Source organism: Acidobacteriota bacterium (genome assembly GCA_020845575.1).
Classification (GTDB): Bacteria; Acidobacteriota; Vicinamibacteria; order Vicinamibacterales; family Vicinamibacteraceae; genus Luteitalea.
Map to the genome: position 1 here is coordinate 48,479 of JADLFL010000054.1, position 15,631 is coordinate 64,109.

Consider the following 15,631-nt stretch of genomic DNA (forward strand, 5'->3'; position numbering starts at 1 on the left):
CGCCAGTCGGAGAGCCGTGTGAGTACCGAACAGCCCAAGCGCGTGGCCCTGCTCATCGAGGACGAATTCGAGGACGCCGACGTCGCCGCGACGAGCGATCTGCTCCGGTCCGCGGGCGTCACTGTCGTCATCGTCGGCCCGATCGCGGGACGCACCCATCGCGGACGCAAGTCGACGGAGGTCGTCGTCGAACTCGCCGCGGGCAGGGCGCACGCCCGGGAGTTCGACGCGGTGTTGATCCCCGGCGGCTATGCCCCGGATCGGATGCGCATGCGGCACGCGATGACCGACCTGGTGCGCGACATGCTCGCCGCCAACAAGCCCGTCGCCGCTATCGACCGCGGCGCGCAGCTGCTCATCTCGGTCAAGGCCGTCGCGGGGCGCACCATCACCTGCTGGCCGTCCATCGCCATCGACATCAAGAACGCCGGCGGCCGCTACGTCGACCGCCCTGTCGTCGAGGACAACGGCGTGATCACGGCCCGCAAGGCCGACGATGTGCCGCACTTCGCCGCGGCGATCCTGAAGGCCCTCGGCAACCTCCAGCCGGCCTCCTGAGCCGGCGTCACGTTGGGCCAGTGACCGTCATCCCGCAGCACGACATCATCAGGCACCTCGGCCACCGCCGGGTGTGTACGGGTGAAGCCCCCGGGCGCGTCAACCTGATCGGCGAACACACCGACTACTCCGGTGGCTTCGTGCTGCCGACCGTCATCCCGCAGACAACGGTCGTCGCTGTCGCGGCCAACAAGCACACGACCGCGAACGTGTGGAGCGCGTCGATGCCGCACGACGACCGGCAGGTCTCCTACGTCGTCGGCAACGAGCAGCGCGTCCACGGCTGGATGGACTACATCCAGGGGGCCACGGCGGTGCTGCGCGCGGCGGGCCACGAGCTCGGCGGGTTCGATGCCGTCATCAGGTCGGAGGTGCCGCTTGGCAGCGGCCTGTCGTCGAGCGCGTCACTCACCGTCGCCACGCTCCGCGCGCTGCGCGACCTGTTCGGGCTCACGTTCGACGACGCGGTGCTCGCCGGGCTGGCGCGGCGCATCGAGACGGACTTCATCGGCGTGCCGATCGGCGTGATGGATCCCATCGCATGCTCGCTCGGCATCGAGGGACACGCGCTGTTCCTCGACACGCGCGATCTCTCATGGGAGCGCGTGAGGATCCCGTCCATGGTCGAATTCGCCGTGATCGATTCCGGTGTGAGCCACAGTCACGCCACGGGCGGGTATCGCACGCGGCGCGACGAGTGCGACGCCGCCACGCGGGCCTTGCACCTCGACCAGCTGCGCGACTTCGCCGAGGGCGATCGCGCCGCACTCGACGCGCTGCCCGACGTTCTCCGCCGACGCGCGCGGCACATCGTGTCGGAGAACGCGCGCGTGCTTGACGCGGTCGCCGCGCTGCGCCGGCGCGACGTGACGCGCTTGGGCGCGCTCATGGACGCGTCGCACGCCTCACTCCGCGACGACTACGAGGTCTCGATTCCGGAGATCGACAGGATGGTGGCGTGCGCGCGCGCGCGGCAGGGTGTGCTCGGGGCGCGCATCACGGGCGGCGGCTTCGGCGGCTCGATCGTCGTGCTCACGCTCGAGGGCCACGCCCGTGCCGCGGCCGACGCCGTCATCGCCGACGCCCGGACGATGGATGGCGTCAGGCCTCAGGTACTCGTGCCGGCACCAGCCTGACCCACGGGCGTATGGCGATCCGCTCTCCACACGCGGCGGATCGTCGCGTACGCCACCGTCACTTCCACGCCGTAGAGCAGCACGATCGCCGTCACGTACACCCACAGCAGGAACACCACCACGCCTGCGATGGTGCCGTGCACGCTGAAGCGCGAGAGATCGCGCACGTACCAGCCGAATCCCGTCAGCGCCGCGCGCCACAACAGGCCGGCGACGATGGCGCCGGGCCAGACGTCGCGGAAACGCACCTTGTTGGTGTTCGGGACGAAGTAGTAGATGAGGCCCGTCACCAGGATGAACAGCACGGTGCTCGCCCATCGCACCCACAGGCCGTGCAGCCAGTCGAACGTGCTCGTGCCGGCGAGCACGCCGGCGAACCAGTGCGCGTTGACGATCGACCCCGCGCTCGCGAGCGCGAGCGCCGCCACCATCAACACGCCGGACGCGGCCAGCATCAGGAACGACACGAGCTTGTGCTTGAAGTAGCTCGGCTGCCGCTCCACACGCCACGCGTAGTTGACCGCCGTTGTCAGCGCCCCGAACACGCCGAGCGCCGACCACATGATGAGGAGCGTGGCGAGCACGCCCAACTGCACGCGCTGGTGCCTGAAGGCGTCGACCTGCGTGCTGATGAAGTCGAACTGCCGCGGGAAATACCGCAGGACGAAATTGAGCACCTCGAGCCGCGCCGATTCGCTGGCCGTCGCGGTACCGAGGATGGAGAACAGCAGCAGGAACAGCGGGAACAGCGACAGCAGCGCGTAGTACGAGATCGACGACGCGTAGGTGAGATTGTCGCTGTTGATGAAGCGAAGGAAGGCGCGCCAGATCGCCAGACCCACGGCGAGCGGAATCGACGCCATCGTCCGCGCGACAGATGCGGGCGGTGGAGGCGCGCCGCCTCCGGTGACCAACGACACGCGCGTCAGCTCGACGTCTCGTCGGCCTCGGACAGGGCGTCAGACGGATCGCGCCCCTCGCGAACGGCCTGCGCGGCTTCACGCGCGCGCTCGGCCGCCGTCTGCACCATCACCTTGCCGCGCTCGGCGAACTGCGTGACGCGCTCGGACGCCGTGCCGAAGTTCTCGCGTGCCTTCTCCCGCGCGCGTTGCGCACGCTCGGCGACCTCGCGGCGGGTTTGGTCACCGGTCTTCGGGGCGAACAACAATGCGAGGCCGGCACCCAGCATCGAACCGGCGATGAAGCCGATGAGGAAGGTCGAGCCGCCCTGGCGGCCGTTGGCATCATCGTGACTCATGACGTTCCTTTCGATGGGCGGTCGGGTCCGACGGCCCGATCGGGCCCGGAGGGCCGACCCTCCCTAGACGCGACCTGTGTCTCGTGTGACGTCCCGCAGCGTCGACCAGCTCTGGTCGGCCACGCCGCGCGCATGCTGCACGGCGGTCTGCAGTTCCTGCAGGCGACCGAGCACGTCGTCGAGGCCCGGACCGACGCGCTCGCGCAGAGCCTCGCCGTCTCGGGTCAGCAGCAGGAAGCCCGCCACCGCACCACCCACGGCGCCCGCCAGCGCCGACAGCACGATCTTTGTCCGATCCGTCACTCCGACATTTGACCACGGGGCAGCGGAAAAGGGAAAAGGCCAATGGCTAACGGACAAGGACAGCCACAACGTGACGAAGAGACCAAGGGCGAAAGCGACGAGGTCAACGCGAAAAGGCTCGTGGCATTGCGGGGGATGGTCGGGTAGCTAGGCCATTCGGCTTCGCCACGCGGCGGTATGCCCGGAGCCTGGAGCCCGTGCCCGCCAGCCTGCGGAGCCGCGGCACCAGCAAGAGCGCGGGTGAGTCGGCCCTTCGTCGCGAAGACGGCCGCCCAACTCGCGGCGTGGCAGACGGCGTCGCTGGAGGGCCTCGACCTGGTCGGCTTGCTGATCGACGGCGTCCACATCGGCGAGCACTGCCTGATCGTCGCGCTCGGGATCGCGGCTGACGGCCAGAAACACGCACTGGGGCTCTGGGACGGCTCGACCGAGAACGCGCGCGTCTGCCAGGACCTGCTCGCCAACCTCCAGAGCCGCGGCCTGTGCACGGACCGGAGTCTGCTGGTGATCCTCGACGGCTCGAAGGCGCTGCGCAAGGCCGTGCGCACCACCTTCGGCGACGCCGCCCTGGTGCAGCGCTGCCAGGTCCACAAGATGCGGAATGTCCTCGAGTATCTGAGCGACCGCGATCGCCCGTGGGCGCAGGCGCTGCTGCGGCGCGCCTATCAGGCCACGGATTTGAAGACCGGACAGCGGCGGCTGCACGACCTCGCACGCCGGTTGGAGACCGAGTATCCGAGCGCCGCCGAGAGTGTCCGCGAAGGGCTCGACGAGACGCTCACCGTCCTCACCCTCACGCTCTCGCCCCGGTTGCGCCGATCGCTCGCGACCACCAACGCGGTCGAACGTCTCATCAGCCGCACGTGGCTCGTGAAGCGGAACGTCAAGCGCTGGCGCGGGGGGCAGATGATGCTGCGGTGGGTCGCCGCCGGCGTGCTCGAAGCCGTCAAGGGCTTCCGCCGGCTGAAGGGGTATGCTGACATGCCCACGCTGGTCGCCGCCCTGCGCGCGCCTGACCGCCAGCTCGGGCTGGTGGTACATGACGAAGGCCGTCAGGTCGCGTAGGCGTCAACCGAGCCGCCGCTGAATTCAACAGCCGGCGGGACATCCCCTTGCGGAGTTCCCTTCGTCGTTCGCGCTTCGGACTTCTCCCTCGAGGTTTCGGCCTTTTTCACTGTCCTTGTCCGTTAGCCATTGGCCTTCTCCCTTTGACTCGGCTCACGCCTGTGCGGCGGTCCTGCGTGGCCGCGGTGGCGTCGTGATGCCGTGCTTCTTCATCTTGCTGTAGAGCGTGGGCCGATACAGGCCGAGCTGTTGAGCCGCGTCCTGCTTGTTCCAGTTGGTGCGCTGCAGCGCCTGCAGGATTGCCATGCGCTCGATTTCGGCGAGTGTGGCGTTGGCCGGCAGCATGCCACTGGCGGTCGCTACGCCAGCCGTGGCGACGATCGATTCGGGCAGATCGTCCGGCTGGATCTCCTGCCCGCGCGACACAAGGACGCCGCGTTCGATGGTGTTCTCGAGCTCGCGGATGTTGCCCGGCCATCTGTGCTGCATCAGGCGCTGATACGCCGACGGACTCACGCCGCGCAGCGTGCGGCCGTGTCGACCGTTGTACAGGGCCAGGAAGTGCTGGCACAGCGGCGCGAGGTCTTCGAGACGCTCGCGCAACGACGGCACGCGCACCGTGATCGTGTTGATGCGGAAGAACAGATCCTCGCGCAACCGCTGCTCGCGCAACGCCGACTCGATGTCGATGTTGGTGGCGCAGATCAACCGGAAGTCCACGCGCACGCTGCGATCGCTGCCAATCGGCCTGAACTCGCGCTCCTGCAGCACGCGCAGCAGCTTGGCCTGCAGGTAGGACGGCATCTCGCCGATCTCGTCGAGCAGCAGCGAGCCGCCCTCGGCCATGGCGAGCAGGCCGGCCTTGTCGGTGAACGCGCCGGTGACCGCGCCGCGCCGATAGCCGAAGAGCTCGGCCTCGATCAGCTCCTTCGGGAGCGCCGCGCAGTTGATCTTGACGAAGGGGCCGTCGGCGCGCGCGCTGTGCGCGTGGACCGCGTTGGCAATCAGTTCCTTACCGGTCCCGTTCTCGCCGAGCACGAGGATGTTCGCGTCGCTCCCGGCGACGGCGCCCACCAGATCGAGCAGCTCGAGCATGCGCTTGCTGCGGCCAACGATGGCCGGGAAGCGGCGCGGCGCATCGAGCTGCTGACGGAGCTGGCGATTCTCCACGCGCAGGCGCACCCGTTCGGCAGCCCGCTCGAGCTCCTCGGCAAGCTCCTCCGGTTCCACCGGACGACCCACCACGGCAAAGGCACCCGCGCGAAGCCAGTCGGCCGCACGCACGTCGGACTCGCCGCTGCGCACCACCACCGCGTCGGCGTCGGGCAACAGATGCCTCCAGCCGCGCAGCAACCCCGGTCCGTCGGCCAGCGGCGGCAACGCCACGAGCAGCACGTCGGGCGTCCACGTTTCGACGGCCGCTTCGAGCCGCGCCGGCACCGCCTCGTGCAGGTCGACGAGGCGGCGTTCGTTCAGGCGGTCGAGACCGATCCGGATGCCGGCGTCAACCTCGCCAACCAACAGGAGCCGAAGCGGAACGTCAACCATGATGGCTCATTTCAATACACAAGGACGGGCAAGCACTGTCCGTTCTACAGACGAGCTTTGTCTTGAACTCATACATGATAGTTCGAGCGTCGCTATTCGAACAGCACTCGAACGTGAGACTTGTCACCCGTCTACGCGATAATTCGCGGATGCCCCACCCCCGCGTGACGGCTCGTCCGGGTCGGTGACGCCGATGGACCGCCTGTCTTCGACCATCGACCCCTCTCGCGACGATTTCCGCCGCAACGCCGATCGCATGCGGCGCCTCGTCGCGGAGTTGCGCGAGCGGCGCGAGCGGGCGGCGGACGGCGGCGGCGCCCACGCACAGGCCCGGCACCGCGCGCTGGGCAAACGCACGGTCCGAGAACGGCTGACCCGGCTGCTCGATCCCTCGTCACCGTTCCTGGAACTCTCCCCGCTCGCCGCCTGGGACGTCTACGACGGCGAGGCCCCTGGCGCGGGACTCGTGACGGGCGTGGGGCGCGTTTCCGGTCGGGAAGTCGTGATCGTCGCCAACGATGCAACGGTCAAGGGCGGCACGTACTTCCCGCTCACGGTGAAGAAGCACCTGCGTGCGCAGGCCGTCGCGCTGGAGAACCGGCTGCCGTGCGTGTACATGGTCGACTCGGGCGGGGCCTATCTTCCGCTTCAGGCCGAGGTCTTCCCGGACCGCGAGCACTTCGGCCGCATCTTCAACAATCAGGCCCGGATGTCGGCGGAAGGCATCGCGCAGATCGCCGTGGTGATGGGCTCGTGTACCGCCGGCGGTGCCTATGTGCCCGCCATGTCGGACGAGACCATCATCGTCAACGGCACCGGCACAATCTTCCTCGGCGGTCCACCACTCGTGAAGGCAGCCACGGGTGAGGACGTGACGGCCGAAACGCTCGGCGGCGCGGACGTCCACACGCGGCTCTCCGGCGTCGCCGACTACTTCGCCCAAGACGACGACGACGCGCTTCATCTGGCGCGTACCGTCGTCGCAAGCGTGCCCGTGGAGTCGTATCCGCCTGCGGATCACGCACCGGCCGAACCACCCGCTTACGATCCGGCGGAGATCTACGGCATCATCCCCGAGGATCTGCGCAAGCCGCTGCCCGTGCGCGAGGTGATCGCCCGACTCGTCGACGGGTCGCGCTTCGACGAGTTCAAGGCGCGCTACGCCACGACGATCGTCACGGGCTTTGCGCGCATCCACGGGTACCTCGTGGGCATCATCGCCAACGACGGCGTGCTGTTCTCCGAGTCGGCGCTGAAGGCGACGCACTTCATCGAGCTGTGCGACATGCGCGGCATCCCCCTCGTCTTCCTCCAGAACATCACGGGCTTCATCGTCGGCCAGCAGTACGAGCGCGCGGGGATCGCCAAGGACGGCGCGAAGCTGGTCCACGCCGTGGCCACCACGCGCGTGCCGAAGTTCACCGTGGTGATCGGCGGATCGTTCGGCGCGGGCAACTACGGGATGTGCGGGCGCGCGTTCGATCCGCGGTTGCTCTGGACGTGGCCCAACGCGCGTATCTCCGTGATGGGCGGCGAGCAGGCTGCCGGCGTGATGGTCACCGTGAAGCGCGATCAGCTCGCGCGACAGGGACGGACGTTGACCTCGGACGAGGCAACCGCGATCCGCGATCCGCTGCTCGCCAAATACGAGCACGAGGGCTCGCCGTACTACGCCACCGCGCGCCTGTGGGACGACGGTATCCTCGATCCGATCGAGACGCGCGACGCGCTCGGTCTCGGCGTCGCCATGAGTCATCACGCTCCGCTCGCGCCGCGGCGCACGGGCGTCTTCCGGATGTGACGCGATGAACGGCCTGCGCATCGATCGCCACGGCGCGCACCTGCACTGGACGCTCGAACGTCCCGATGTCCGCAACGCGCTCGACGACAGGCTGATCGCAGCGCTGCGCGAAGAAGCCCTTGCCGCGGCGCGCGATCCCTCCATCGCCGTCATCGTCATCGCCGGTGCGGGCGCCGCGTTCTGCGCGGGCGCCGACCTGGCGTGGATGCGGCGGATGCGCGATCACGACGAGGCGCGCAACATGGACGATGCGATGGCCGTGGCGGACATGTTCCATGCCGTGGCGTCGCTGCCGATGCCTGTCGTGGCGCGCGTCCATGGCGCCGCGCTCGGTGGCGGATCGGGCCTGCTGGCGATCGCCGACATCGTGGTCGCTGCAGACGACGTGCAGATCGGGTTCACCGAGGCGCGCGTCGGCATCCTCCCGGCGACGATTGCCCCGTACGTCGTGCGTCGCATCGGCCTCGCGGCCTCGCGCACGCTGTTCCTGCGCGCGCAACGCATTTCCGCGACCGAAGCCCTGCGGATCGGGCTCGTCGATGAGCTCTGTCCGGCCGACGCCCTCGACGCAACGCTCCAGACGGTGCTCGACGACCTGGCGCGCGGCGCCGCATCCGCACACAGGGCCACCAAGGCGCTGCTCGCACGTCTCGCTCCCCTGCCCGACGCAGCGGAACGCGCCCTCACCGCCGAGGCGATCGCCAGGCAGCGCGTGAGCGACGACGGCCAGGAGGGCTTGCGGGCGTTCCTGGAGAAGCGTCCGCCGGCATGGGTGAGGCTGCCCGACCGTGCGTAAGGTCCTCATTGCCAACCGCGGCGAGATCGCCGTGCGCGTCACTCGAGCCTGCCGGGAGCGCGGACTCGGCGTGGTGGCCGTCTACGCCGGTCCAGACGCCGCGAGCCTGCACGTGGAACTCGCCGACGAGGCCGTCTGTCTCGATGCACGGGGCGACACGCGTCCCGTTGCCGCGTACCTCTCGGTCGATCGCGTGATCGACGCCGCGCGACGCACCGGCGCGGACGCCATCCATCCCGGGTACGGCTTCCTCAGCGAACGCCCCGCACTCGCCGGAGCGTGCGCGGACGCGGGCATCACGTTCATCGGCCCGCCAGCCGACGTCATCGCGCGCATGGGATCGAAGCTTGAAGCTCGTAACCTGATGGAACGCGCCGGTGTCCCGTGCGTGCCCGGTGCGCGGCCGGACGACCAGTCCGTCGCGGCGCTGCGCGACGCGGCGCTGCGCGTCGGCTTCCCGCTGCTCGTGAAAGCCTCGGCAGGCGGCGGTGGCAAGGGGATGCGGCTCGTGGAGCACGCGTCAGCGCTCGATGACGCGATCGCCGCCGCGCGTCGCGAAGCCGAGGCGGCTTTCGGCGACGGCACGCTGTACGTCGAGCGCCGGCTGATACGGCCGCGCCACATCGAGGTGCAGATCGTCGCCGATACGCATGGCACCACGCTGCACATCGGCGAGCGCGAGTGCTCGCTGCAACGCCGGCATCAGAAGGTCATCGAGGAAGCACCGTCGCCGGTGGTCTCGCCTGCGCTCCGTGCCCGGCTCGGTGCGGCGGCCGTTGCGGCAGCCACAGCGTCGGGATACGTCAACGCGGGCACCATCGAGTTCCTGCTCGACGGCGATGGCGACGATGCGGCGTTCTACTTCCTGGAGATGAACACGCGCCTGCAGGTCGAACACCCGGTGACCGAGTGGGTCACCGGACTCGATCTCGTCCAGTTGCAGTTCGACGTGGCCGAAGGCCTTCCGCTGACGCTCGACCAGGCGTCACTCGGTCCCCGTGGCCACGCCATCGAATGCCGCATCTATGCCGAGTCTCCGGAACAGGGCTTCCTCCCGCAGGCAGGTCCTGTCCGTCGCTATGTCGAGCCGCAGGGCCCCGGCATCCGCGTTGACAGCGGGATCAGGGAAGGCGACACCGTCACGCCCGACTTCGATCCGCTGCTCGCCAAGCTTGCCGTCCACGCGCCGAGTCGACGGCAGGCAGTGGCGCGTCTGTCGCAGGCGCTGCGCGGCTACGTGGTCCTCGGTCTCCGGACGAACATCGCGTGGCTGCAGCGTGTGCTGGCGCATCCCGACGTTGCCAGCGGTGCGCTGCACACGGGCTGGCTCGATGACCATCACGCCGCGCTCGACGAACCAACGGACGGGCCGGCCGACGTCGGCCCCTCCCCCTACGGTACGGGAGAGGCCGACGTCATCGCCGCTGCGCACGCGGTGGCCGCCCAGGAGCGGCTCCGACTGACATCGTCTCGTGCGCACGGCGACGCGCGCGTGCGCTCGCCATGGGAGACGCTGGAGGGCTGGCGTGGCTGAGTGGCGCGCCGAGCCCAAGGGCGACGGCCGATGGGCGCTGTCTCGCGACGGTCGTCCGCGAGGTATCGCCTGGGCCGCCACCGATGCGGCGGGCCGCATCTGGGTTCACGTCGACGGTCAGGTCGCCCTCGTCGACGAGGACCGCGGCGAGCGCGTGCGCTCGCATGCCGCCGGGGTCGCCCCGCCCGAGGCGCCGATGCCCGCGCAGGTGGTCACCGTGCTGGTGGGGCCGGGCACGCTCGTCGCTGCCGGCGACACGCTCGTGGTCCTCGAAGCCATGAAGATGGAGTTGCCGATCAGGGCCGGCCAGGCTGGACGGGTTACCGCCGTGCATTGTGCCGCCGGCGACCGCGTGGCGCCGGGCCGCGCGCTGGTGGACATCGCTCCCATCGAGGCTGTCCCATGAACGTCACCATCGTCGAACTCGGTCCTCGCGACGGCCTGCAGAACGAGCCGATCGTGCTCCCGCCCGCCGAGCGCGTGGCGTTCGTGCGGCAACTCGCCGAGGCGGGGCTCACGCGCATCGAAGCCGGCGCGTTCGTGCATCCCACGCGCGTGCCGCAGATGGCCGGCAGCGACCAGGTGTGCGCCACACTCACGCGAGACGCGCACCTGACGCAGCGAGGCGTGCGGCTGTCGGCGCTCGTCCCGAACGAGAAGGGCCTCGAGCGAGCGCTCGCCGCCGGGCTGCGCGAAGTGGCCGTGTTCCCCGCCGCGTCCGAGACATTCAGTCTCCGCAATCTGAATCAGACCATCGCGCAGGCCCTGCACGCCTCCGGTGAGATGTGCGCGATGGCCAGGGCACAGGGCATCACCGTCCGCGGGTACGTCTCGACGGCATTCGGGTGTCCGTACGAAGGCGACGTGCCGATCGCCCGCGTCATCGCTGTCTGCGAGTCGCTGCTGGCGTCTGGCGTCGAGGAGCTTGCGATCAGCGACACGATTGGCGTGGCGCATCCCGGGCAGGTGCGCGCGGTGCTCGCGGAGCTTCGGCGGGCGATCCCGCTCGATCGCACGGCGCTGCACTTCCACGACACGCGCGGAACGGCGCTGGCCAACGTGCTGGCCGCGCTCGATGCGGGCGTCGCCACGTTCGACGCGTGCGCGGGGGGGCTCGGCGGATGTCCGTTCGCACCCGGCGCGTCGGGCAACCTCGCCACCGAGGATCTCGTGTACATGCTGCAAGGCCTCGGTCTGGCGCGTGAGGTCGATCTCGACGCCCTCGTGCGCGCGTCGCGCGACATCGAGATGGCGGTCGATCATCCCTTGCCGTCGAAGTACTACCGCGCCGCCCGCATCACCGCCAGGGGTTGATCATTCCGCGGCGTCGAGCGCCAGGCCCAGGCGGGTGCGTTCGAGCGTGGGGGCCGGACGTCCGGCGTGCGGCCGCCACGGGCCGTCGACAGTCGTGCCGACGCCAACGGCGTACACGACCGGCTGCGTTTCGCCATCGAGGTGCAGGTCGGCCTCGATGGTGCTGTCTGCGAGGGCTGCCGTACAGAACGGCGCGAGGCCGAGCGCGGCCGCCGTCAGACAGAACGTCTGCCCGAGATGACCGGCCTCGATCAGCAGCACGCGGTAGGCGCGCGCGTGTGCGTACCGCCACGCCACGCGCTCCAGCACCGAGGCCATGACGACCACGACGGAGGCCTCGTCATAGCCCGTCTGCGTCGGCAGCCAGCGAGTGACCGGCGCACGTCGCGCCGGCTCTCCGGGCGGCACGGCCGGCTCTCCGAGCCCGGCCCTCTCCGCCGGAACATCAGCGACGTGCGCGAGCACGTGGTCGTCAGGCCGATAGTGGTACAGCGCGGAGGGCACGCCCTCCACGCGACGCACCCAGACGTAGGCTTCAAGACTGTGGCGTGCGCCGCCTGACGGCGACGTCTTGAGGTGCAGCGACCCCTCGTCGGCGTGCGCCACCGCCTGTACGCCGAACGTCACGCCGAGCAGCGTGGCCAACGCATCGTGTCCGATCGCCTCGGGGCCGAAGCGCCGATGTGTCCGCCTCTCGCGAAGTGCACGCGCGAGCGACACGTCGTCGAGCGTCGGAAGTCGCAGCGCGATGGCCGGTCCATCGGTGGCCGGTAGTGCGATGGCAGGACGCGGCTGGTCGGGCGGACGTGGTGGCGTCCCCGGACGCGTGCCAAACGGGACGTCGCGCGTGGCCTCGTGAAACCATCGCGCAACCGGTGACCATCGCGTCCACGCAGAGGATGATGCCGGTGCCGCGTCAGGACCGATGTGCGCGTGCTCGCGTGCTGGCGGTACGACACCCGCCGGTGCCGTTTCGATCAATCCATGCGCGTCGAGACCGTCGAGGAGCATCTCGAGTGCAGCGGGCGGCAGTTCGAGATCGGCCGCCAGATCGGCGACCGCCACCCACGTGTCGAGGCGATCGAGCACATCCAGCATCAGTGCCGACGCAGGCACGCGCGTCCCGCGCCCGACAGCCATCACATGTCGCGCGCCACGTCCCCACGTCGCGATCACGTGCGCCGACCGCCGTACGTGGCGCGAAGAGCTGTTGGTCATGCGTGGGGCCTCACGGCCCACTCCCGAAGGGGTCAGGACGGGAATTCGTACACCGAATCGTTGGCGCCGTCGCTCCAGCACTCGGCGCGCAGCATCAGGGACGCGCCCTGCAACGTGGCTTTCAGCGCCTTGGTGCGATGGCGGCCCTTCGCGTCGGCTGGTTCGTCAGCGGCGTCCAGTTCCTTCAGCAGTTTCTCGATCTCCTCCACGACGGGACGGAGCGACACCTTCGGCTTCTTGACCATGCTCGGACTCCTTCACGCGGCGTCATGCCGCGACTCGACATGAGGATACGCCTCGTGCGCGTGTCCTCAGGGACGGGACTCGTACGTGGTGAGGATCTGCGCCCAGCGCGGATCCGATCGCGCCACCGCGAAACGCGGGTCCACGCGGAGATAGGCCAGGCGTGAACTGCCTCCACGGGCGGCCACTTCGAGCCACGGGAACACCTGGTCGACCTGCTCGAGGCCGGCGTACGCGGTGGCCAGGAAGAACGCGAGGTTCGGGCGTTCGTTGTCTGGCGCGGCGTCGTACGCGCCCCGCAGCAGCGCGAGTTGGCGCGCCGATTCCGGATGCCGGTCGAGGCGGCCGAGTGCCGCCGCGAGTTGCGCCTCCGAGAACGCGTCATGACCGCCGCGTCGCGTGAGCAACTGTCGACACGTGGAGAGCGCTTCCTCGAACTTGCCGACCACCACGAAGATGCGGCACTGTCCCACGAGCGCCGACTCCAGCGACATGTCCACGCCGCGCAACTGCTGGAACATGTCGAGCGCCTCCTCGTCGCGTCCGGCGTAGTGCAGGCTCATCGCCCGGTAGCCCTTCACCGTGGACGACAGAGGCGACGCGCGAAGCGCCTCGGTGAGTTGCTCCACCGATTCGGCCGTGCGGCCACGGCCGGCCAGGAGCATCGCGTAGCGCGATCGCGCGTAGACGTTGCTGCTGTCGCGCGCGAGTGCCTCGTGGAACTCGCTCTCGGCACGGACCCAGTCGTGCTCTTCCGCGTGCAGATCCGCGAGCACGGCACGCGCGTCGGCGCTGTCGGCATCGCGCGCCAGCGCCATCGACGCCGCCGTGCGCGCGTACTCGAACGCCGATCGCGCGGGCAGCACGCCGAAGCGGTACTGAGTGAGCAGGCACTGGGCCCACCGCGCGTGCGCGCCGGCGAACTCCGGATCGGCCGTCATCGCGGCCTTGAACGACTGACACGCCTGCGCCGTGCCGCCGGGACTCTCGGTGGCGCTCTGGCGCAGCCCGCGCGCGTAGAGTTCCAGCGCTTCGGGATTGGCGCGCGTGGACGCCGGCGACGCACCGTGCAAGGTCTCGGCATTGAGCCGCAGCGGCGCGGCCAGCGCACTGGCGAGCGCGTCGCTGAGCCCGTCGAGCGTGGCCGTGGGGCCGATGGTCGGCAGTGACACGGGCAGCGCGCCGGCCATGATCAGCCTGGCATTGGCCTGGTATCCGCCCGACACCTGACGCACCGGCAGCAACTCGATGAGCGCATCGCTCTGGAGCGTGGCCATGATCGACGCGCTGGCGGTGTCGGCGTCGTTCAGCGCGGCCACAGCGTCGGCGCTGGTGACGCGCACCTCGGGAGAGGCGCTCAGTCGCGCACCGAGGCTCGACGCCACGGCGAACGTGAGCGGATCGAAGGCTCCGCCAGCCGACACGAAGGGCCTGACGGCCACGATGGGCTTCACGGCCGTTGCCCGCTGGAGTATCGGGGCCGCCTCTCGCGGCAACAGCCACGCGAGCAACGCCACGAGCACGGCCCCGAGCGCAACGCCGACAAACGCCACGTGCCACCACCGGAACGTCCACCGCGCCGGCGCGTTCGCGACCGCGGGCACGGGCGCCTCCGCCGCCGACGCGGCCAGGGCCGCCGCGATGGCATCGCGATCCACGGTGATGGTGCTGTCGAGACCGAGCGAACGGGCCAGCGCCTCCTGGAGGGCACCGGCGCTCATGTGGCGGCGATCGGGATCCGGGTGGCACGCGCGCTCCACCACCCGCGCGAAGTCGTCGGCCAGATCGGGTCGCGCATCGTGCAGCCGGAGCCGGCGGCCCTCCCGGTGCGCCTGGCGCAAATCGTCGAGCGACGAGGCGCTGACCGGATACTGCGTCGTCACGAGGTGGAACAGCAGGACGCCGAGACCGTACATGTCCGAGCGCACCGTCGCCTCGCCGCCGCGCAGCAGTTCAGGGGCGAGATACAACGGCGTGCCCGTGAGCCGCCCCGTCGGCGCGGTCCCGCCGGCCTGGACGTACTCCCCCGCGCCGAAGTCCATCAGCACGAGACGCCCGCCCTCTTCGCGCATCACGTTCTGCGTCTTGATGTCGCGATGGACGAGGCCGGCCTTGTGCACCGCCGCAAGCGCCCGGCACAACTCCTGTCCGATCAGGGCCGCTTCGCGCGCGCCGAAAGGGCCCGTCGACCGCAGGAGCTGCTCGAGCGTCCGCCCGCGGATGTACTCCATCCACAGGCCGATACGTCCCTCCTGCTCCTCCACGCCGAACACGGTGACGACGTTGCGATGACGGACGCGCGCGAGGATCCGCCCTTCGTGCAACACCTTCTCGGCGAGCTCAGCGGTCTGCCGGCCCTTGCGCAGCAACTTGAGCGCCACGTCGCGGTCCAGGCGTGTGTCGCGGGCGCGATACACGTTGCCGAACGACCCCTGCCCGATCTGCTCGATCAGATCGAGGTGGCCCCACCGGCCCATCGGCGACAAGGACGGCGGCGGCAACACGCGCTCTTCCACGGTCGGCGCATCGGTGTCGGTGAGCACCGGCCCAATCCTGCCGACCACACGGCCACGCACGGTCCGTGATTCAGTGAGTCCTGACGCCGCAGCGGGATCCGAGCGGTGCAATTGCGCGACACCAGCCAGAACCCGCAGATCCTCCAGGAGCTGCCGATCCTCCTCGTCCTGTACCGAGGCATCGAGTTGCGTCCAGTCGATGTCCACCGTGCCGTCGGCAACGGAAGCAGCCAGTTCGAGGAGTCGAGTGCGTTGCGCGCTCATGGTACGAGGATGGCCAGCGTCACGCGACCGGCTCTGACAGGACAACGTCCGGCACTTCCGGAGCGAACCTCACGACC

At 69.7% G+C, this 15,631-nt stretch carries 13 protein-coding genes and 1 pseudogene; 7 read left to right on the plus strand and 7 right to left on the minus strand.

Going from position 1 to position 15,631, the window contains the following annotated elements:
* Positions 1-18: 18 nt before the first annotated feature.
* Positions 19-558, plus strand: a complete 540-nt coding sequence (locus IT182_15765; protein ID MCC6164807.1) for a DJ-1/PfpI family protein — start codon at positions 19-21, stop codon at positions 556-558.
* 29 nt (positions 559-587) lie between these two features.
* Positions 588-1,694: a galactokinase gene (galK, locus tag IT182_15770; protein MCC6164808.1), complete on the plus strand. Its 1,107-nt coding sequence runs from the start codon at positions 588-590 to the stop codon at positions 1,692-1,694.
* Here galK and IT182_15775 read toward each other — a convergent pair.
* The 3 genes from IT182_15775 to IT182_15785 all read right to left on the minus strand — a co-directional run bounded on the left by IT182_15775 (position 1,667) and on the right by IT182_15785 (position 3,255).
* On the minus strand, positions 1,667-2,614 hold the full coding sequence (locus IT182_15775; protein ID MCC6164809.1) for a YihY/virulence factor BrkB family protein: 948 nt from the start codon (positions 2,612-2,614) through the stop codon (positions 1,667-1,669). The genes galK and IT182_15775 overlap by 28 nt on opposite strands.
* A 5-nt stretch (positions 2,615-2,619) precedes the next feature.
* Positions 2,620-2,952 (minus strand): YtxH domain-containing protein, encoded by a 333-nt coding sequence (locus IT182_15780; GenBank protein ID MCC6164810.1) that lies wholly within the window; start codon positions 2,950-2,952, stop codon positions 2,620-2,622.
* 63 nt (positions 2,953-3,015) lie between these two features.
* Positions 3,016-3,255: a hypothetical protein gene (locus IT182_15785; GenBank protein ID MCC6164811.1), complete on the minus strand. Its 240-nt coding sequence runs from the start codon at positions 3,253-3,255 to the stop codon at positions 3,016-3,018.
* A 240-nt stretch (positions 3,256-3,495) separates the two neighbouring features.
* Here IT182_15785 and IT182_15790 point away from each other — a divergent pair, with 240 nt between their 5' ends.
* Entirely contained in the window at positions 3,496-4,320 is an 825-nt protein-coding gene (locus tag IT182_15790) for a transposase (protein ID MCC6164812.1), read from the plus strand.
* 153 nt (positions 4,321-4,473) lie between these two features.
* Here IT182_15790 and IT182_15795 read toward each other — a convergent pair whose 3' ends face one another.
* A complete protein-coding gene (locus IT182_15795; GenBank protein MCC6164813.1) occupies positions 4,474-5,868 on the minus strand; it encodes a sigma-54-dependent Fis family transcriptional regulator in 1,395 nt (464 codons plus the stop codon).
* Positions 5,869-6,061: 193 nt separating this feature from the next.
* On the opposite strand from IT182_15795, the gene IT182_15800 reads away from it, so the two are divergent.
* The 4 genes and pseudogenes from IT182_15800 to IT182_15815 all read left to right on the plus strand — a co-directional run bounded on the left by IT182_15800 (position 6,062) and on the right by IT182_15815 (position 11,313).
* Entirely contained in the window at positions 6,062-7,669 is a 1,608-nt protein-coding gene (locus IT182_15800) for a methylcrotonoyl-CoA carboxylase (protein MCC6164814.1), read from the plus strand.
* Between the two features lie 4 nt (positions 7,670-7,673).
* Complete coding sequence (locus IT182_15805) at positions 7,674-8,465, plus strand: enoyl-CoA hydratase/isomerase family protein (protein MCC6164815.1); 792 nt, start codon at positions 7,674-7,676, stop codon at positions 8,463-8,465.
* Positions 8,458-10,405, plus strand: a pseudogene (locus IT182_15810) (hypothetical protein). Before IT182_15805 ends, IT182_15810 begins: the two are co-directional and overlap by 8 nt.
* Entirely contained in the window at positions 10,402-11,313 is a 912-nt protein-coding gene (locus IT182_15815; protein MCC6164816.1) for a hydroxymethylglutaryl-CoA lyase, read from the plus strand. Before IT182_15810 ends, IT182_15815 begins: the two are co-directional and overlap by 4 nt.
* On the opposite strand, the gene IT182_15820 is transcribed toward IT182_15815, so the two are convergent.
* The 3 genes from IT182_15820 to IT182_15830 all read right to left on the minus strand — a co-directional run bounded on the left by IT182_15820 (position 11,314) and on the right by IT182_15830 (position 15,554).
* Positions 11,314-12,531, minus strand: a complete 1,218-nt coding sequence (locus tag IT182_15820) for a nitroreductase family protein (GenBank protein ID MCC6164817.1) — start codon at positions 12,529-12,531, stop codon at positions 11,314-11,316.
* Between the two features lie 32 nt (positions 12,532-12,563).
* Positions 12,564-12,776, minus strand: coding sequence for a hypothetical protein (locus IT182_15825; protein MCC6164818.1), 213 nt, complete (start codon positions 12,774-12,776; stop codon positions 12,564-12,566).
* A 66-nt stretch (positions 12,777-12,842) separates the two neighbouring features.
* The gene (locus IT182_15830; protein MCC6164819.1) at positions 12,843-15,554 is read right to left on the minus strand and encodes a protein kinase; all 2,712 of its coding nucleotides are present in this window, start codon (positions 15,552-15,554) and stop codon (positions 12,843-12,845) included.
* Positions 15,555-15,631 lie beyond the last annotated feature (77 nt).